At 72.8% G+C, this 18,741-nt stretch carries 18 protein-coding genes and 1 riboswitch; of the genes, 1 reads left to right on the plus strand and 17 read right to left on the minus strand.

The window, feature by feature from the left end:
* Positions 1-180: 180 nt before the first annotated feature.
* The 3 genes from ACZ6CZ_RS22260 to ACZ6CZ_RS22270 form a co-directional block, all read right to left on the minus strand.
* Entirely contained in the window at positions 181-1,398 is a 1,218-nt protein-coding gene (locus ACZ6CZ_RS22260; RefSeq protein WP_469023795.1) for an MBL fold metallo-hydrolase, read from the minus strand.
* Positions 1,399-1,568: 170 nt separating this feature from the next.
* Positions 1,569-2,354: an SGNH/GDSL hydrolase family protein gene (locus tag ACZ6CZ_RS22265; protein WP_469024017.1), complete on the minus strand. Its 786-nt coding sequence runs from the start codon at positions 2,352-2,354 to the stop codon at positions 1,569-1,571.
* A 238-nt stretch (positions 2,355-2,592) separates the two neighbouring features.
* Positions 2,593-3,513, minus strand: a complete 921-nt coding sequence (locus ACZ6CZ_RS22270) for a M23 family metallopeptidase (protein ID WP_469023797.1) — start codon at positions 3,511-3,513, stop codon at positions 2,593-2,595.
* Positions 3,514-3,517: 4 nt separating this feature from the next.
* Positions 3,518-3,675: riboswitch (cyclic di-AMP (ydaO/yuaA leader) on the minus strand.
* 406 nt (positions 3,676-4,081) lie between these two features.
* Here ACZ6CZ_RS22270 and ACZ6CZ_RS22275 point away from each other — a divergent pair.
* A complete protein-coding gene (locus ACZ6CZ_RS22275) occupies positions 4,082-4,879 on the plus strand; it encodes a tyrosine-protein phosphatase (protein ID WP_469023798.1) in 798 nt (265 codons plus the stop codon).
* Positions 4,880-4,888: 9 nt separating this feature from the next.
* Here ACZ6CZ_RS22275 and ACZ6CZ_RS22280 read toward each other — a convergent pair whose 3' ends face one another.
* The 14 genes from ACZ6CZ_RS22280 to ACZ6CZ_RS22345 all read right to left on the minus strand — a co-directional run bounded on the left by ACZ6CZ_RS22280 (position 4,889) and on the right by ACZ6CZ_RS22345 (position 18,734).
* Positions 4,889-5,008, minus strand: coding sequence for a DUF6126 family protein (locus ACZ6CZ_RS22280; protein ID WP_469023799.1), 120 nt, complete (start codon positions 5,006-5,008; stop codon positions 4,889-4,891).
* Positions 5,005-5,628 carry a helix-turn-helix domain-containing protein gene (locus ACZ6CZ_RS22285; RefSeq protein ID WP_469023802.1) on the minus strand — a complete coding sequence of 208 codons (624 nt, stop codon included), beginning with the start codon at positions 5,626-5,628 and terminating at the stop codon, positions 5,005-5,007. The genes ACZ6CZ_RS22280 and ACZ6CZ_RS22285 overlap by 4 nt, the downstream gene beginning before the upstream one ends.
* A gap of 106 nt (positions 5,629-5,734) precedes the next feature.
* Positions 5,735-7,120, minus strand: a complete 1,386-nt coding sequence (locus ACZ6CZ_RS22290; RefSeq protein WP_469023805.1) for an aspartate aminotransferase family protein — start codon at positions 7,118-7,120, stop codon at positions 5,735-5,737.
* A gap of 124 nt (positions 7,121-7,244) precedes the next feature.
* On the minus strand, positions 7,245-8,267 hold the full coding sequence (hpnH, locus tag ACZ6CZ_RS22295) for an adenosyl-hopene transferase HpnH (protein ID WP_469023807.1): 1,023 nt from the start codon (positions 8,265-8,267) through the stop codon (positions 7,245-7,247).
* Between the two features lie 5 nt (positions 8,268-8,272).
* Entirely contained in the window at positions 8,273-8,935 is a 663-nt protein-coding gene (locus ACZ6CZ_RS22300) for a phosphorylase family protein (RefSeq protein ID WP_469023810.1), read from the minus strand.
* Entirely contained in the window at positions 8,935-10,971 is a 2,037-nt protein-coding gene (gene shc / locus ACZ6CZ_RS22305; RefSeq protein ID WP_469023813.1) for a squalene--hopene cyclase, read from the minus strand. Before shc ends, ACZ6CZ_RS22300 begins: the two co-directional genes overlap by 1 nt.
* A gap of 119 nt (positions 10,972-11,090) precedes the next feature.
* Positions 11,091-12,218, minus strand: coding sequence for a polyprenyl synthetase family protein (locus tag ACZ6CZ_RS22310; protein WP_469023816.1), 1,128 nt, complete (start codon positions 12,216-12,218; stop codon positions 11,091-11,093).
* Positions 12,218-13,645 (minus strand): hydroxysqualene dehydroxylase HpnE, encoded by a 1,428-nt coding sequence (gene hpnE / locus ACZ6CZ_RS22315; RefSeq protein WP_469023818.1) that lies wholly within the window; start codon positions 13,643-13,645, stop codon positions 12,218-12,220. Before hpnE ends, ACZ6CZ_RS22310 begins: the two co-directional genes overlap by 1 nt.
* Complete coding sequence (locus ACZ6CZ_RS22320) at positions 13,642-13,794, minus strand: DUF6380 family protein (protein ID WP_469023821.1); 153 nt, start codon at positions 13,792-13,794, stop codon at positions 13,642-13,644. Before ACZ6CZ_RS22320 ends, hpnE begins: the two co-directional genes overlap by 4 nt.
* Positions 13,794-14,747, minus strand: a complete 954-nt coding sequence (gene hpnD, locus ACZ6CZ_RS22325; protein WP_469023823.1) for a presqualene diphosphate synthase HpnD — start codon at positions 14,745-14,747, stop codon at positions 13,794-13,796. Before hpnD ends, ACZ6CZ_RS22320 begins: the two co-directional genes overlap by 1 nt.
* Positions 14,744-15,670, minus strand: a complete 927-nt coding sequence (gene hpnC / locus ACZ6CZ_RS22330) for a squalene synthase HpnC (RefSeq protein WP_469023825.1) — start codon at positions 15,668-15,670, stop codon at positions 14,744-14,746. Before hpnC ends, hpnD begins: the two co-directional genes overlap by 4 nt.
* Positions 15,671-15,997: 327 nt before the next feature.
* Positions 15,998-16,798: an ABC transporter ATP-binding protein gene (locus ACZ6CZ_RS22335; RefSeq protein WP_469023828.1), complete on the minus strand. Its 801-nt coding sequence runs from the start codon at positions 16,796-16,798 to the stop codon at positions 15,998-16,000.
* Positions 16,791-17,720, minus strand: a complete 930-nt coding sequence (locus ACZ6CZ_RS22340; RefSeq protein ID WP_469023830.1) for an ABC transporter permease — start codon at positions 17,718-17,720, stop codon at positions 16,791-16,793. The genes ACZ6CZ_RS22335 and ACZ6CZ_RS22340 overlap by 8 nt, the downstream gene beginning before the upstream one ends.
* Positions 17,721-17,861: 141 nt before the next feature.
* Positions 17,862-18,734, minus strand: coding sequence for a glycosyltransferase family 2 protein (locus ACZ6CZ_RS22345; protein WP_469024020.1), 873 nt, complete (start codon positions 18,732-18,734; stop codon positions 17,862-17,864).
* Positions 18,735-18,741 lie beyond the last annotated feature (7 nt).

The raw sequence follows: 18,741 nt of genomic DNA on the forward strand, positions 1-18,741 counted from the left end.
TGCGGCCCTGTGTCGCCCGACGGACACTCACGGTAGTCGCCTGCGCACCATGTCCGGCGGGCAGTCGGCAAACTCCCCCGGGCAGCGTCCCGCTCTGGTATGAGGCGTCGTACGACAGACCGATAACCTGCGCGGCCGTGCGGCGTCGGGACCGCCAGGAGGGCGTACGGGGACCCTCGGTCAGCGCTCCCCGGCCAGGTCGAGATCCCCCTTTCGGGGGCTCTCCGCACGGCTTTCCACCGGGTCGCCGGCGCGGTCGGCGCCGCCGGAGAGGCGCCACGGGGTGTCGACGGGCGCGGACACCACCCGCCACCACGGCTGCGTGGGGAGCGTGCCCGCGGGCTCGAAGGGTTCGCCGGGCCGGGGCAGGGCGACCGCCTGGCCGGCGTCCTCGGCGGCGTCCTTCGTCCACTCGCCGGGCTCCGCCCAGGCGTGCGGGGCGAGGTTGAAGGTGCCCCAGTGGATGGGCAGCAGCACGCCGTGCGGCCGGCCGCCCTGGAGGTCGAGGTGGGCGCGCAGACCCTCGTCGGGGCGCATGTGGATGTCCGGCCAGAACTCGCTGTAGGCGCCGATCTGGACCATCGTGGCGTCGAAGGGGCCGTGCTCGGCGCCGATGTCCCGGAATCCCTCGAAGTAGCCGGTGTCCCCGCTGTGGTAGATCCGGTGCTCCTCGCCGGCCACGGCCCAGGAGGCCCACAGGGTGTGCTGGGTGTTGCGCAGGCCGCGGCCGCAGAAGTGGCGGGCCGGGGTGGCGGTCAGGGTCAGGCCGCCGATCCGGGTGGACTCGTGCCAGTCCAGCTCGCGCAGCCGGTCGGCGGACACGCCCCAGTGTTCGAGGTGGGCGCCGACGCCGAGCGGGACGGCGAACACGGTGTCCGTGCGGGCCAGCGCCTTGATCGTGGGCAGGTCCAGGTGGTCGTAGTGGTCGTGCGAGATGACCACGACATCGACCGGGCCGAGCGCGGCCAGGGGCAGCGGCACCGGGTGCAGCCGCTTGGGGCCGGCGAACGGGAAGGGGGAGCAGCGCTCGCCCCAGACGGGGTCGAACAGCACCCGGTGCCCGTCGATCTCGGCCAGTACGCTGGAGTGCCCCATCCAGGTCAGCCGCAGTCCCGTGGCGGGCGGTGCGGCCAGGTCGGCGACGGTGGTGGCGTGCAGCGGGACGGTGCCGCGGGGGGTGCGGCGAGGCCGCTGGTCCTTGTCGAAGAAGACCTTCGCGAAGTCGAGGGTGGAGCCGGTGGGCCGGGTGCGGGCGGTGCCCCCGGGGTTCTGGAACACGCCGTCCGCGAAATGCGGTGACCTGCGGATCCTGGCCATGCGCTCACCACCCGGGTCCGCACCGAAGGCCGCGGGCCGCAGCACGCGGACCCCGTGGCTCAGGGTTCGCAATCCGGTCACGGTACCTCCAGGAGAATCGCCGAGGTCCTCCATTATGGTCGGCCCCTCCGACAGCGCGGTCCCCGGCGGCACCACGGCCCGCCTCGGCCACACGGTGGAGCCGGGGCGGGCACGGTCCGCGCCGGTGATCCGGCGGACCGTGCCCGCTCCGGCGCCCCGGGCCGGCGGTGTCAGGCGACGGGGGCGATGCGCATCTTGATGTCGTCCGGCGACAGGGTGCCCTTGGCCGTCACATGGTCCCCGGAGGACTCGCCGCGCAGCCTGCGGCCGATCCACGGCACCAGGTACTCGCGGGCCCACTGGACGTTGTCGCGGCGGATCTCCAGCGTGCCGCGGGGCGGCAGCACCGGCCACGGCTGCTCCGGGTCGGCCGGCACCGGCAGGCCGAGGGCCAGCCCGGCCCGCAGCGCCACCCGGGTGTGCCCCTCGGGCGAGAGGTGCAGCCGGTCGTGGTCCCAGGCGCGCCGGTCCTGGATCGCCCGCAGGGACCACAGGTCGAGGACGGGGCAGCCGTACCGGTCGGCGACGGCCCGGACGTGCCCGTTGTAGGTGGCGATCTTGCCGCGCAGGTGCTTGAGCAGGGGCACGCCCCGGGTGTCGAACCCGGTGGTCACCATGACCGTGCCGACGGCGGAGGTCAGCCGGGCCACGGCGGCCTCGAAGCGCTCGGCCACCTCGTCCGGGTCGGTGCCGGGGCGGATGATGTCGTTGCCGCCGGCGCAGAAGGACACCAGGTCCGGCGCGAGTTCGAGGGCCCGGGGCACCTGGTCGGCCACGATCTGGTCGAGCAGTTTCCCGCGCACGGCGAGGTTGGTGTACTCGAAGTCTCCCTCGGGCCGCCGGTCGGCGAGGAGGACCGCGAAGCGGTCGGCCCAGCCGACGAACGCCCCGTCGGGGCCGGGGTCGCCGACGCCCTCGGTGAAGCTGTCCCCCACCGCCACGTACGACCCGATCACTGATCTGCTGTCACTCTTCGAATCGTCTGCCACGTCGGTCCATGATTCACCTTCGGGTGTGACCTACGCGACCGTAAGCGGGGGTTGACGATCGGTGAGATAAGCCACTCTCAAATGTTCGGTCAAGTACGGAATACGCAGGTCGCGAGGCGTGTCGGGGATGCGGACGGGCCGGAGGCCGGACCCGGGGATCGGGTCCGGCCTCCGGCGGGTGCCTGGCGGGGTGCCTGACGAGGCGTCAGCCGACGGCGAGGCCGTGTCCGCGGAGGTAGGCAACGGGGTCCACGTCCGAGCCGTAGTCGGGCGTGGTGCGGATCTCGAAGTGCAGGTGCGGGCCGGTCACGTTGCCGGTCGCGCCCGAGAGGCCGACCTGCTGGCCCGCGGTCACGCTCTGGCCGGCCGAGACGGAGAGCTGGGACAGGTGGCCGTACTGGGCGTAGTGGCCGTCGGCGAGCTTGATGACGACCTGGTTGCCGTAGGCGCCGCCCCAGCCCGCGGAGACGACCGTGCCCGCGCCGACGGCCTTGAGGGAGGTGCCGGTCGGGACGACGAAGTCCACGCCGGTGTGGTAGCCGCTGGACCACATGCCGCCGGCCACGTGGTAGCCGGTGCCGACGGTGGCGCCGGTCACCGGCAGGACGAAGCCGGTGGAGGTGCCCGCGGACACCGGTTCGGTGTCCGCCTGCCGCGGGGCCGCGGCCTCGGCCCGCGGGGTGGCGGAGTGCGCCGGGGCGGGCGGGGCGGGCTTCGGGGCGGCGGACTCGGTGTGCGCCGGTGTGGCCCTGCCGCCCAGCGTCAGCTTCAGGCCGGGGTGGATCAGCGAGGGATCGGCGCCCACGGCCTCGCGGTTGTCGGCGTAGAGGCGGTGCCAGCCACCGGCGACGTGCTGCTGCTCGGCGATCCTGGAGAGGTAGTCACCGGTGCGGACGGTGTAGGTGCGCGCCGTCCCCGCGTCCGACCGGGCCGCGGAGGCCGACGTGGCGGCCACCGGCGCGGACCGCACCGCGCTGCCGGCGGCGGACTCCTTGACCGTGGCGGCGTGCGCCCCGGTGGCCCCGAGGAGCGGCAGGGCCAGTGCGGCGCCACCGGTTCCGGCGACGGCGATGGAGCGGGTGAGACGCGGGGCCTTGGGGCGGCGGTGCTTACCCTTGGCGGGCATGACGCATTCCTCTCCGGCGCCTGCGAGGTGAGCTGTCGGGTTCGGACTGGAGCTGCCCGGCCGCGCAGCACGCGGCTTCACCCCTAGCCGTCCCGGGCACCGGAACAGGCAGTCGTACCTGGTGGGTCCCCCGCTCCTGCCGTGCACGGGTGAGTGTGTGCGGGGCTCCGGGCGGCGGCAGGATTCGGCGTTCCGTCCGGATTGGTGGCGAACGTAAGCGAGCGGGACGCGGGGGAACAAGCAGAAGTTCTCCGCCGTCCGCCTTTCCCATGATCCACAGGGGGAATTCCCGGTCACTTTCCGTGGACAGACGCCGCCCGGAATGGCGAACAGCCCAAGGAAGCACGCCGATTACGTGGACATGACGTGCGACGGACGGTCACGGATATGACGCTCCTCACGCGCCGCCGTACAGATAGTGCCATTCCGGAGTGAGTTGCAGCGAAGCCAGCGAATAGCAATAGAACGGACAGAAGGATCGGATACCGCACGGTCGGACCGATGTCGTAAGGTCGACGGCGTGCCCGCCGACGAGCCGCGCCGCCGGGACCGACCGGGAGGAGCCCCCGTGACGCAGCAGGTCCCGTCGACCGAGCCGCAGCTGGCCGGAGTGCGCAACTTCCGCGACGTGGGCGGCCTGCCCACCACCGACGGCCACCGGGTGCGGTACGGGGTGCTGTTCCGCAGCGGGCATCTGGCGCACGCGACCGCCTCGGACGCCGAGTACCTCGCCTCGCTGGGCCTGCACACGGTCTTCGACTTCCGCAACGCCGCCGACCACAAGCTGGAGGGCCCCGACGTGGAGCTGCCCGGCGTGCGGAACGTGAACCTGCCGCTGAGCGACCCGGCGGACGGCGCCGAGTTCTGGAAGATGGTCCGGGACGGCGACATCGAGCAGCTGCGCGGCATCCTGGCGGACGGCAAGGGGGCGGCCCGGATGACCGCCTCCTACCGCAGGATCATCACGGAGCGCACCGCCGAGCACTCCCGGGTGCTGCACGCGCTGGCCGAGGACAGCGTGCCCGCGCTGATGCACTGCGCCGCGGGCAAGGACCGCGCCGGGCTGTCGATAGCCGTGACCCTGCTCGCGCTGGGCGTGGAGCGCGAGGCGATCGTCGCCGACTACCTGGCGTCCAACGCCAGGCACCGCCGCTACAAGGTGCACCGCAGCGGCGACGCGGCCACCGCGTACACGCCCGAGGTGATGGAGCTGCTCAGCCCCCTGTTCGACGCCCGCGCCGAGTATCTGACGGCGGCCTTCGAGACCGTCGAGGAGACCTGGGGCGGGGTCGAGGCGTATCTGGCGCAGGGTCTGGGCCTGACCCCGAACACCCGCGAGCGGCTGCGCGAGCGGCTGCTGGACTGAAGCGGCGGGCTACTTGGCGCCCAGCGTGAACAGCAGGTAGAGGAAGGCCGCCAGGAGGTGGCCCGCGGCGATGTAGATGATCAGCCGGACCCACAGGGCCCGGGGGAACTTGTCCTCGACGTTGCTCATGACGGCTCTCCGGTCAGGGGCCCGAGGCACAGCGTGGCCGTGGGGCTCTGCAGCAGGGTGTGGACGAACAGCAGCTCGACGCCGTCGTGGTCCTCGGCGGCGATGCGGTGCGGGGTGAGCGAGTCGAAGTGCGCGCTGTCACCGGGCGCCAGCAGATGCGCGGCGTCCCCGAGACGCAGCCGCAGCCGGCCGCGCAGGACGTACAGCCACTCCTCGCCGGGGTGCACGCGCACGATGTCGCCCTGGGAGCCGTGCGGCACCCGGACCCGCAGCGCCTGCATCCCGCGGCCCGGCGCGCCGGCCTGGAAGTAGGTCCAGCCGCCCGCCGGGGTCGGTTCCATGGCCGCGCCGCGGACGATCGCGTCCCGGTCGGGCACCGACTCGCCGAGCAGCTCCGAGACGGTCGTACCGTAGATACGGGCGAGCGCGAGCAGCATCGGCAGCGACGGCTGCCGCAGGCCGGTCTCCAGCCGGGAGAGGTGCGCGGGCGACAGCCCGGCCGCGCGGGCCGCGGCCTCCAGGGTGAGGCCGGTACGGCGGCGCAGCGCGCGCAGCTGCGGCGCGACGGCGGGCAGGTGGCCGCCGGGGCCCGCCGCCGGAGGGGCTTCTTCGGGGCTCATGCCTCCATTCAGCCCCCGTTTTGCCTCTGCGGCAAATCTCTTGCCTCAGAGGCAAAACCGGTATTGCCTCCGAGGCCCGGACGGGGAGCGGGCCGGTGAGCCGGTGTCAGCGGTTGGCGACCGCCTGCTTGACCAGTGTCTTGCCGAAGTCCCACATGAGACCACCGCCGCTGTGCGCGTCGTCCATCACGTCGGTGAAGGCGTCGACGAACCGGTCCACGTCGGCCTCGTCGATGATCAGCGGCGGGATGAGCTTGATCACTTCCAGGTGGTCGCCGGAGACCTGGGTGAGGATGCGGTGGCGCTGGAGCAGCGGGACGACCACCATCTGCGCGAACAGGCCCTTGCGGGCGGCCTGGAGCACGGCCCAGCGGCTGCGCAGCTTCAGCGAGCCGGGCCTGCCGAACTCTATGCCGATCATCAGGCCCCGCCCGCGCACGTCGGCGAGCAGCTCGTAGGTGCCGACCAGGGCGGCGAGGCGGGACTTCAGCCGCTCCCCCATGGCCCGGGCGTTGGCGACGATCTGCTCGTTCTCCATGACCGCGAGCACGGCGAGGCCGGCCGCCATCGCCTGGGCGTTGGACCCGAAGCTCGCCGAGTGCACCAGGACGCGGTCCATGGACGAGTAGACCTTCTTGAAGATCCAGTCCTTGCCGAGGGTGGCGCCGACGGGGACGTACCCGCCGGACAGCGCCTTCGCCACGCAGACCAGGTCGGGTTCGACGCCGTCCTCGTGCTGGTAGGCGTAGAAGTCGCCGGTGCGGCCGAGACCGGTCTGCACCTCGTCGGCGATGAGCAGCGCCTTGTGCCGGTGCAGCAGCTCCTGCGCGGCGCGCAGATAGCCGGGGGGCGCCTCGTGCACCCCCTTCCCCTGGATCGGCTCCACGATCAGGGCGGCGACGTCCCCCTTCCGCAGCTCCCGGGCCAGGGCGTCGAGGTCGCCGAGCGGTACGGCGGTGTCGGGCAGCAGCGGGGCGAAGCCGTCACGGAAGCCGCCCTCGCCGTTGACCGAGAGGGAGCCGGTGGTCAGGCCGTGGAAGGCGTGGTCGCAGTACAGCACGCGCGGCCTGCCGGTGGCGTACCGGGCGAACTTCAGGGCGGTCTCGACGGCTTCCGTCCCGCTGTTGCCGAAGAACACCCGGTCCAGATGGGGGCTGTGGGTGAGGAGGCGCTCGGCGAGCAGGCCCGGCAGCGGCTGGCAGTCGAAGCGGGTGAGGTCGGCGAGGGAGGCGTCGAGGACGTCGTGCAGCGCCTTGCGGACGACCGGGTGGTGGCGGCCCAGTCCCATCACGCCGAACCCGGCGAGCATGTCCAGGTAGTCCGCGCCGTCCGCGTCCCAGAAGTGGGCGCCCTCGGCCCGCTCGTAGACCTTGTCGAAGCCGATGGTGTGCAGCATGCGCGGGAGCTGGTGGTTGAGGTGCCTGGCGTGCAGCTCGTAGCGTTCGGCGCCGCGCTCGGCGAGCAGGGCGCCGAGGTCGAACTCGGTGGTCATTCACTCTCCTTGGCTGTGCCGCCGGTGTCCCGGCGGCCGGGCGCGCGCCGGCCCGCCCGGCGATGCCGCCCCGCCTCCGGCCGGGCCGGGGCCCGGACGGAGGCGGGCGGCGGCGCTCACGACGTCAGTCCCGATTGCCGGAGACGGTCTCGCGCATGGCCCGCAGGGACTCCTTGAGCGAGCCCATGGTGGCGAGGACCGCGGTCGGCTCGTAGCCGCAGTGCGCCATGCAGTTGGCGCAGCGCGGGTCCTTGCCGCGGCCGTACTTGTCCCAGTCGGTGTCCTCCACCAGCTCGCGGTAGGTGGGCACGTACCCGTCGCTCATCAGGTAGCAGGGGCGCTGCCAGCCGAACAGCGAGTAGTTCGGGATCGCCCAGGCGGTGCAGGGGAAATCGACCTTGCCCTCGAGGAAGTCCAGGAAGAGCGGGGAGTGGTTGAGCCGCCAGCGGGAGCGGTTGCCGCCGGAGAAGGCCTTGCGGAACAGCTCGCGGGTCTGCTCCACGCCCAGGAAGTGCTCCTGGTCGGGTGCCTTCTCGTAGGCGTAGGCGGGCGAGATCATCATCTCGTCGACCTTGAGGTCGTCGTTGAGGAAGTCGAGCACCTCGATGACGGTCTGCGGGGTGTCGGTGTTGAAGAAGGTCGAGTTGGTGGTCACCCGGAAGCCGCGCCGCTTGGCCTCCTTGATGGCCTCCACCGCCTCGTCGAACACGCCCTCCTTGGCCACGGACTCGTCGTGCCGCTCCCGCAGCCCGTCGATGTGCACGGCGAAGGCGAAGTAGGGCGAGGGCGTGAACTTCTCCATCTTCTTGCGCATCAGCAGGGCGTTGGTGCAGAGGAAGACGTACTTCTTCCGCGCCACCAGCTGCCGCACGATCTCGTCGATCTGCGGATGCATCAGCGGCTCACCGCCGGCGATGGACACCATCGGCGCCCCGGACTCCAGCACGGCGCCGACGGCCTGCGCCACCGGCATGCGCTGCTTGAGCACCCCGGCAGGATGCTGGATCTTGCCGCAGCCCTCGCACTTGAGGTTGCACGCGAAGAGCGGCTCCAGCTCCACGATCAGCGGGAACTTGTCCCGTCTGCGGATCTTCTGTTCAGCCAGGTATGTAGCGACCTTGATGGACTGGCGCAGCGGCATGACCATCTGGCTCACCTCCGGGGGAGCAGCACATTGCGGTGCCATTCGATAAAAGCGGGAAGTACGGAACGAAGAACACGGAAAGCCGATATTCCACCGCGTACCGTGCCGATCCGGACGAGTTCATATTCTGGAGCGTCCACGACCACCCGGACGGCCGCAACCGGGCGCGCGCCCGTGCGGACGGCGCTCAGCAGCGTGGCGGCCGACTCCATGTCGACCGCGACCGCGCCGGTGGCCCGCAGGGCGGGCCGCTCGGATGCGCGCACGACGTGGTCGGAGCCGGCCAGCGGGCCGGTGTGGACGGCCCGCCCGGGAACCGTGCGGGCCAGTTCCCGCACCAGCAGGTCGGTGCCGACGCACGGCACGCTGCCGTCGGGGTCCCGGGTCTCCTCGGCGACGACGAGGTCCCCGGGGTGCATGCCGGGGGCGAGGCCCGCGCAGAAACCGGTGGCCAGCACGGCGGCCCCGGCCAGCCCGGGCCCGGCCAGCGCCCGGGTGACGGAGCGCTGGGCCGACCGGGGGCCCATGCCGGTGCGGACGAAGGTGACCGGCCCGCCCGGAGCCCCGCCGCCCGGCCCGGCCGGGGGGCGGCCGCCCGTGCGCAGGGCGAGGTGCTCGATGCCGAGCGCGCAGGCGATCAGCAGCGGGGCCGGGGCGGGCGGCGGGCTCATCAGCTCGCCCCGGCCCCGGAGCGCGCCTGCCGGGCCTTGGCGAGGGGCCGTCGCTCGAAGGGGTCGCCGTGCAGGTAGCGGCCGAGCGCGGTGAGCGGGAAGACCTGCCGGTACAGGTGGTAGTTGATGGAGAAGTCCCAGGGGAACCCGGTGCCGGTGAAGTAGGGCTCGTCCCAGGAGCCGTCCTCCCGCTGGGTGGCGGCCAGCCACGCGACGCCCCGCTCGACGGCCCCGCTGTCCTTCTCCCCCGCCGCGAGCAGCGCCATCAGCGCCCAGGCGGTCTGGGAGGCGGTGGAGGCGCCGCGGCCGCTCCACTCCCTGACGTACCGGTAGGAGCGCAGGTCCTCGCCCCAGCCGCCGTCGTCGTTCTGGACGCTCTCCAGCCAGCGCACGGCCCGCCGGATCGCCGGGTGCGAGCCGGGCAGGCCGGCCGCGGTCAGCGCGGGCACCACCGAGCCGGTGCCGTAGATGTAGTTGACGCCCCAGCGCCCGAACCACGAGCCGTCCGGCTCCTGTTCGTCCAGCAGCCAGGCGATGCCGCGCCGGGTGCGCGGGTCGTGGGCGAGGCCCTCGGCGGCGAGCATCTCCACCACGTGCGCGGTGACGTCGGCGGACGGCGGGTCGATGACCTCGCCGAAGTCGCAGAACGGCAGCCGGTTGGGGAACGGGCTGGTGTTGTCGGCGTCGAAGGCGCCCCACGCCCCGTTGCGCGACTGCATGCCGAGGTTCCAGCGCACGCCGCGTGCGACGGCCCTGTCCACCCGCTCGGGGTCGTGGTGGCGGACCCGGCGCAGCGCGAGGGCGACCTCGGCGGTGTCGTCGATGTCCGGGTAGTTGTCGTTGTGGAACTCGAAGGCCCAGCCGCCCGGCGGCAGTTGGGGCCGCTTCACGGACCAGTCGCCGGGCCGGACGATCTCCTCGCCGAGCATCCAGTCGGCGGCCTTGACCAGTTGGGGGTGATCGGCGGGCAGCCCGGCGTCGGCCAGCGCGATGGTGGCGAGACAGGTGTCCCACACCGGCGACTGGCAGGCCTCGATCATCCGGGCCCCGTCCTCGCGCCACACGGCGAACCGGTCCAGCGACTCCAGCCCCGCGCGCATCACGGGGTGCCGGAGGTCGAAGCCGAGCAGGTGCAGGGCGATGATCGAGTACACGGCCGGCGGCTGGATGCCGCCCCAGCAGCCGTCGTTCTCCTGCCGCTCGATGATCCAGCGGGCGGCGGAGTTCATCGCGGCCCGCCGCAGCCGGCGCGGGGCGACCTTGCGCAGCCCGTGCAGCGCCTTGTCGAGCCGCTGGAAGGCGCCGTCCCAACTGGCCGCCGGGGCGAGCGGGGTGGCCGGGTTGGGGTCGGCCGGGTCGGTGTGCAGCTCGTCCAGCGCGAAGGGCGCGGGGCGGACCGGGCGCTTGGCGGAGACGATGGTCAGCGGGACGATGGTCTGCCGGGCCCAGCAGCCGAAGTCGTAGATGTTGAGCGGCATCCAGGTGGGCAGCCAGATCAGCTCCGGCGGCAGTTCGGGCAGGTCCTCCCACTTCCACCAGCCGAACAGGGCGAGCCAGATCCGGGTGAAGACCCGGCAGGCCGCGATGCCGCCGCGCTCGCGGACCCAGGCGGCGGCCCGGGCCATGTGCGGCGCCTGCGGGTCGTCACCGGCCAGGCGCAGGGCGACGTACGCCTCGACGGTGGCGGACAGGTCGCCGGGGCCGCCGTAGAAGGTGGCCCAGGTGCCGTCGGCCCGCTGCTCGCCCCGGATGAACAGGGCGGCGGCGTGCGCGGTGGCCTCGTCGAGGATGCCCAGGAACTGCCGGAGCAGCAGGTCCTCGGCATCCATGGTGACGTTCGTCTCCAGGTCGCCCTTCCACCACCCCTCGGCGTCCTGCCGGGACAGCAGGAAGTCGGTGGCGCGACGGGCCGCGCGCGCTGCGGCTTCTTGTACCCCGGCCGCCTCGGGGATGGTGATGTCGGTGTCGGTGTCGCTGGCCGCGGCAGCGCGGGGTGGCACAGTGGCCCCGGTGCTTCCGTCGGTCGTCGCTGTCATGGCTTCCCCTTCGTGCAGTCGTGCGACATCGTGCTGCTGTGGGTCCGCCGTCGGCCGGTACGCGTTGCTGCTCGCCGCACCGGCCGGCGACTACGCGAGGACTGTTCGACCGCTAATGATCATCTCTTCCGTACGACGACGAAGTCGGCGAGGGCCGTGAAGGCGGCCCGCACCCGGTCGGGCATGTCCACGGTGTTCAGGGCGTCGATGGCGATGACGTGCTGGCGGCGGGCCTCCTCGGCCGTCCACTCGCGGCCGCCCGCCTCCTCGATGAGGGCGGCCCGCGCCGCGAACTCCTCCTCGGAGAAGTTCTCGAAGTCGCTGCTCTTGGCGTCGGCGGTGAGGATCTCGCCGAGCCGCTCGGAGGCGGGGCCGCCCGCCGCGAGGGCGGCCACGACCGGCAGGGATTTCTTGCGCTGGCGCAGGTCGCTCCAGGTCTGCTTGCCGGTGGACTGCGGGTCGCCCCAGATGCCGAGGAGGTCGTCGACGGCCTGGAAGGCGAGGCCGAGGTGGTAGCCGTAGGTCTCCAGGGTGTCGGCGGTGCGGTCGTCCGCGCCGCCGAGCACCGCGCCGATGGAGCTGGAGGCGGCGAGCAGGGCGCCGGTCTTGTTGCCCTCCATCTCCAGGCACTCCTCGACGCTGACCCGGTCGCGGTGCTCGTAGGAGATGTCCTGCGCCTGACCGTCGATCAGCGCGCGGGTGGCGGTGGTCAGGCGCCGGGTGGCCCGGCCGGCCTCGGCCGAACCCAGCTCCAGCAGCACCTCGTTGGCCAGCGCGAACAGCGCGTCCCCGACCAGGATGGCCTGGGCGGGGCCGTGCACCTTCCACACGGTGTCGCGGTGGCGGCGCTGCTCGTCGCCGTCCATCAGGTCGTCGTGCAGCAGGGAGAAGTTGTGGACCAGTTCGACGGCGACCGCGCCGGGCACCCCGGTCTCGGGAGCGGCGCCGGTGACCTCCGCGGAGAGCACGGCCAGCGCGGGCCGCACGGCCTTGCCGCCGTCGCCGTCCGCGGGGTTGCCCTGGGCGTCGATCCAGCCGAAGTGGTAGGCGGCGACGGTGTCCATCGGCGGGGCCAGGCGGTCGACGGCCGCCCGCAGCACCGGTGTGGCCAGGGTCCGGCCGCGCTCCAGCAGCGCGGTCACGTCCACCGCGTCGGCAGCCGTCGGGGCCGGGGGCACAGTGGGCACAGTCTCTCCTCTTGTCGCGGTACGGGGGGTGCGGGGAGCCGCCGCGTTCCGGCCGGGCATCAGGCCGCCTCCTCGAACGAGAAGAGGTGACCGGGGCGGGGCCGGCCCAGGGCGCTCAGCGCGGCGTCGGCCGCACTCACTCCGCTGCGAACCGCACTCTCCATGGTCGCGGGCCACCCGGTGGCGGTCCACGCTCCGGCCAGCCAGAGGCCGGGGGCCTTGGTACGGGCGCCGGGCCGCAGCCGCCCGGTGCCCGGAGCGGGCGCGAACGTCGCCGTGCGCTCCCTGGTCACGAAGAAGTCCCGCACCTCGGCGCCGCGCGCGCCGGGCAGCAGCCGCTCCAGCTCCGGCAGGTACCGCTCCCGCAGCACGGACACCGGCAGGTCGATCTCGTCCTGCGCGGCCGACTGGGACAGGGCGAGGTACTGCCCCTCGCGCAGCCCGGAGGCGTCGGTGCGGTCGAACACCCACTGCACCGGGGTGCCGAGGGCGGCGAAGAAGGGGGCGGTGAGCACCGTGCGGTCGTAGACGACGTGCACGTTGAGGATGGGCGCGGTGCCGAGCCGAAGCAGCCGGCCGGGGGCGTCGAGGGCGCCGGCGGGCAGCAGGTCGTGCGTCTCGCGCGGCGGTACGGCCAGCACGACCGCGTCCGCGGTGAGCGTCTCGCCGGGGACCTGAACGCTCCAGCTCCCGTTTCCGTTCTGGGAGAGGGAGGTGACGCGTGTACGGACCTCGGTGCGCACGCCCGCGGAGTCGAGCGCCGTGCGGGCCAGCCGGTCGTGCAGGTCGCCCAGCGGGACGCGGGCCCAGCCGATGTCGGCCGCGCCCGGCTCGGACAGCAGACCGGTCTTGAACACCCTCGCGGCCAGCGCCAGCGAGGCGTCGCCCGCGACCGCGTTGAGGGTGGCGACGCCGACCAGGTCCCACAGGGCCTCCACTGCGCGCGCCGACTGGCCGTGCGCGGCCAGCCAGCTGCCGAAGTCCTGTGCGTCCAGGGCCGGGTCGGCGAGGTCGAGGCCCTTGAGGGCGAGGGCGGCCCGGCCGACGGCGGCACGCTCGGCGAGCGAGAGGTGCGGGTAGGTGGCCAGGCTGCGCCCGAGGTGGAGCGGGACCGGCAGCGGGTCGCGCCGCAGCCGGCCGAGCCGGCGTCCGGCGGGCTTGGCCACGTCGAGGACGGGCACGTCGAGACGTTCCTGCAGCGGTGCCAGCGCCGCGCCGCCGATCCGGTCGAGGAACCAGCGGTAGGCGGTGCAGCAGCGCAGGTACACGTGCTGGCCGTTGTCGACGCTCAGGTCGCCGCGCCGGAAGGAGAAGGCCAGGCCGCCCAGCCGGGGCCGGCCCTCCAGCAGGGTGACGCGGACGCCGGCGTCGGCGAGCGCGAGCGCGGCGGTGATCCCGGCGAGGCCGCCGCCGACCACCACGGCGCTGCGGCCGGTGGCCGCGGGGGTGCCCGCGGATGACCCTGGGGGCCGCGTGCCGTCGGTCATCGTGCGTCCTTCCGTGCGGGCCCACCGTGCTGGTCGAACGGTGCACCGCAGGCCGTCGCACTCAGGGACGCCACGCCGTGCCGGAAGGTTGCCCCGGCCGGCCGCGCCGCGCCCCCGTCGGCCCCTTCCGCCTGATCCGCCGGGTCCATCAGACGCGCCTCCTGACGGTGCGCCGGGAGACGTGCCTGCGGGTGTCGAGGCCGGACAGTCCGCGCACGGCGACGTACGCCTTCTCCCGCCCGGGCAGCGAGACCCGGCCGCGCAGCACCGCCTCCGGTTCGCGCTCGATGCGATCCAGCAGGCGGCGGTAGATGCCGGCCATGGCGGCGACACAGGCGCCGCTGCGGCGGTCGAGCATGGGCAGCAGCCGGTAGCCCTCGGCGAAGAGGGCGCGGGCGCGTCGCACCTCGAAGTGGACCAGGCCCGCGAAGTCGGAGCCCTCCGGCGGGGTCGGCCCGTGGAACCCGGCCGAGCAGCCGAACTTCGCGAGGTCGTCGGCGGGCAGATAGGTACGGCCGCCCTCGGCGTCCTCGCGGACGTCCCGCAGGATGTTGGTCAGCTGCAGTGCGAGCCCGAGGGTGTCGGCGTACTCGGCGGCGCGTTCGGCGCCGCGCGCGCCGGATTCCGTGCCGAACACGCCGAGCGAGAGCCGGCCGATGGCACCGGCCACACAGCGGCAGTAGACCTTCAGGTCGTCCCAGGTCTCGTAGGTCGCGCCGCGCACGTCCATCTGGACGCCGTCGATCAGCTCGTCGAGGCCGCCGAGCGGGATCGGGAAGGCCCGGGCGGCATGGGTGAGGGCGACGGCGACCGGGTCGGTGTCGTCCTCGGCCACCTCGCCCTCGCGGACGCGGCGCAGCAGCTCGCGGGTCTCCTCCAGACGCGCCACCTTGACCGGGCCGGCCAGCTCGCCGTCACCGATGTCGTCGACACGCCGGGAGAAGGCGTACAGCGCCGACATGGCGCGGCGCTTGGGCGTCGGCAGCAACCGGATGCCGTAGGCGAAGTTGCGGGCCTGCTGCCCGGTGACGGCCTCGCAGTAGCTGTAGGCGGCGAGTACCGGCGCGGACGCGTGCGGCGCGGGATCCACGCTCCGGATCACCCCTCTCCTCGCAGAGTCACGCCCACCTCACGCAGCAACTGGACCTTGCCGGGTCTGGGCGGGCCGGGCAGTACGTCGTAATCGGCGGCGGCGATCGCCCGGACCGCCGCCCTCCCTCCCGCCACGAACCCCGCGAGCAGCAGCTTCAACCTGCCGTGGACGCTACCCACCAGGGGGCGTCCTTCATTCAGCAGATCGAGGGCGCGTTGTGCCTCGTATGCAACCAGGGCGCGCACCGATGCGCCCGCGGTTTTCGCGGCGAGGTCCGCTTCCTGGACGTGGAAGCGTTTCATGTCCTCGGCCGGGAGGTAGATACGGTCGCGGCCGAGGTCCTCGGCGACGTCCTGGAGGTGTTCGACGATCTGCAGGGCGGTGCAGATGGCGTCGGAGAGCCGGACCCGCTCGGGGGTCGAGGTGCCGGTGACGGCGAGGACGAGGCGGCCGACCGGGTTGGCGGACAGCTCGCAGTACCCGACCAGGTCGTCGTAGGTCTCGTAGCGGGTGACGAGCTGGTCCTGGCGGTTGGCGGCGATCAGGCCGAGGAACGGCTCGGGGGTGAGCGAGCGGCGGCAGACGGTGTGCTGGAGGCGGCGCAGCAGCGGGTGGCGCGGGTCGCCGTCGAAGACGCGGCGCAGGTCCGCCTCGAAGGCGTCGAGGAGGACCAGGCGGTCCTCCGCCCGGGCGGCCGACACGCCGAGGGCGCGGGCGTCGGCGCCGCCGGGGGCCAGGTCGCCGTCGCCGATGTCGTCGACGAGGCGTGCGAAGCCGTAGACGGCCATCAGGTCGTCGCGCCAGGGGCGGGGCAGGAAGAACGGAGCCACGGGGAAGTTCTCACCCGCGGCCTTGTCGAGTGTGGCGCGCTCCGTGTCGCGCTCCGCCTCGGTCGCCGTCACCGCGCGCTGCCCGGGGCGGGGACGGCACATGCTGCGGTGAGCTGGGGAGTTTCCGTAGCCATTGCCGTCACATCTCCCGTTCTACACTGCCGATCCGATACACACTATTTCGGACACGCCGCCCCGGGGCCCGTGCGGGCCCTGGCGGAGGGTGTCGCGCATTATCGCCCCACTTGCCGCTTTCGGGGACCGGTACAGCTTACGTTGTACAGCGCAGCACGGTTCCCCTGGGTGTCCTGCGCATCACAAGAACACACCGATCGGGGGCAAGATTCCTCAGCGGGCCCGGAGTTGACGCTTCCTTTGCAGACGCGGGGCCCCACCGGAAGGCTGCGGCGGGGCCCTGGCCGGAAGCGGCTACTTGCCCGTGAACTTCTCGTACTCCTTGAGGACCTCGGCGGTCGGGCCGTCCATGCGCAGCTCGCCGCGCTCCAGCCACAGCACGCGGTCGCAGGTGTCGCGGATCGACTTGTTGTTGTGACTGACCAGGAAGACCGTGCCCGCCTCCTTGCGCAGTTCCCGGATGCGCTCCTCGGAACGCTTCTGGAACTTGCGGTCACCGGTGGCCAGCGCCTCGTCGATCATGAGGACGTCGTGGTCCTTGGCGGCGGCGATGGAGAACCGCAGCCGGGCCGCCATGCCGGAGGAGTACGTCCGCATCGGCAGCGTGATGAAGTCGCCCTTCTCGTTGATGCCGGAGAAGTCGACGATGTCCTGGTAGCGCTCCTTGATCTCCTCACGGGACATGCCCATGGCGAGGCCGCCCAGGATGACGTTGCGCTCGCCGGTGAGGTCGTTCATCAGGGCCGCGTTCACGCCGAGCAGCGAGGGCTGGCCGTCGGTGTAGACCTTGCCCTTCTCGGCGGGCAGCAGGCCGGCGATGGCCCGCAGCAGGGTGGACTTGCCGGAGCCGTTGGAGCCGATCAGGCCGATCGCCTCGCCCCGGTAGGCGACGAAGGACACGCCCCGCACGGCGTGCACCTTGCGCACCCCCCGCTCCTCGCCGCGCCGCAGGATGCGGCTGAGGGCCGCGGTGGCGCTGCCCTTGCCGGACTTGGCGCCGTTGACGCGGTAGACGATGTGCAGGTCGTCCGCGATGACGGTCGGACGACGGTCGCGCTCGGTGCGCTCGGTGCCCTCGGGGTTCTGCTCAGCCACGGCCGTACCGCTCCTCCGCCTTCCAGAAGTACACGAAACCGCCGGCGAACACGGCCACCGCCCAGACCACGGCGAGGGCCCACACGTGCGGCGGGAGGTAGGACGAGCCGTAGCCGTCGATGAGCGCGTAGCGCATGAGGTCCATGTAGACGGCCGCCGGGTTCGCCTGGAGCACCCGGGCGATCCACTCCGGGTGGCCCTCGAGCATCTTGTCGATCGAGAACATGACGCCGGAGCTGTACATCCAGGTGCGCAGGATGAACGGCATCAGCTGGGCCAGGTCGGGCGTTTTGGCGCCGAGGCGGGCCACGACCAGCGCGAGCCCGGTGTTGAACAGGAACTGCAGCACCAGCACCGGCCCGATCAGCAGCCAGGACAGGCTCGGGTAGCTGCCGAAGGCGATCACCACGACGAACAGCACGATCATGGAGAACATCAGCTGCTGAAGCTGCTGGAGGGCGAAGGAGACCGGCAGCGAGGCGCGCGGGAAGTGCAGGGCGCGCACCAGGCCGAGGTTGCCGGAGATGGACCGGACGCCGGACATGATCGAACTCTGGGTGAAGGTGAACACGAAGACGCCCGTGACCAGGAACGGGATGTACACGTCGTGCGACAGGCCGCGGCGGGCGTCGAGGATCAGGCCGAAGATGAAGTAGTACACGGCCGCGTTCAGCAGCGGCGTGGCGACCTGCCAGACCTGGCCGAGCTTGGCCTGGGCGTACTGCGCGGTCAGCTTGGCCTGGGAGAAGGCGAGGATGAAGTGGCGCCGGCTCCACAGCTGACGGACGTAGTCGGCGAGTGAGGGCCGGGCGCCGCTCACGGCGAGGCCGTACCGGTCGGCGAGCTGCTGCGCCGTCAGCCCCTCGTCGGGCGACGGGGCCGCGCTCACCGCGACTGTGCCGTCATGCGTTGTCTCACTCACGGATGGAAACTTTCGTCCTCTGGGTCGGCCGCCTGGTTCCGGCTGGTCCGGGGCGGCCGGGGGTGGTTCCTGCGAGTGGTCCGGCCGGCCGGCCGGTCCCGCGTCGTCCCGGGGCGCGTGCGCCCCGCTGTGTCGAGCTTGTCAGATCACCGGGGGGCGGCCCAGCCGGGTCAATCGCCACACGGTACGCCACTTCATCGGGCGCCGGGGCCCGCACGGGGTGCTCCAGCCCTCCCGGAACCCGCCGAACCAGGCCCGCAGGGCCGGGCGCGAGGGGCGGCGCAGCAAGGTCAGCAGCAGCCACACCCCGAGGTAGACGGGGACCAGCGCGGCGGGCAGGTTGCGGCGGGCCAGCCAGACCCGGTTGCGCGCGACCATGCGGTGGTAGACCGCGTGCCGGGAGGGCGCGGTCGTGGGGTGGTACAGCACCATGTCGGACCGGTAGTCGATCATCCAGCCCGCGTCGAGGGCCCGCCATGCCAGGTCGGTTTCCTCGTGTGCGTAGAAGAATGCGTCCGGCAGCCCGCCGGCTTCCGCGAACACCTGGGTCCGTACGGCGTTGGCGCCGCCGAGGAAGGTGGTGACCCGGGAGGAGCGCATCGGGTCGGCCGCGCGCAGCCGGGGGACGTGGCGGCGCTGGGTGACGCCGGTGTCCGGGTCGGCGATGCGGAAGCTGATGATGCCGAGTTCCGGGTCGGCGGTGAAGGCCTGGCGGCACAGCTCGGCGGTGTCGGTGCGGGCGAGCAGGCCGTCGTCGTCGAGGAAGAGCAGGATGTCGACGTCTCGGCCGCTGGGCCCGAAGGCTTCCGTTCCGACGTTGCGGCCGCCGGGGATGCCCAGGTTCTCGGGCAGCTCGATGGTGCGCACGCCCGCGGGGACGTCCGGGACGGGCGAGCCGTTGCCGACCACGACCACCTCGACGGGGTCGCCGTCCTGCTTGGCGATCGAGTCGAGCAGCGCGCGCAGCTCCTCGGGGCGGTTGCCCATGGTGATGATGACGGCGCCGACCTTCAGGGCGGAG

The sequence above is a fragment of the Streptomyces sp. NPDC041135 genome (assembly GCF_055592085.1).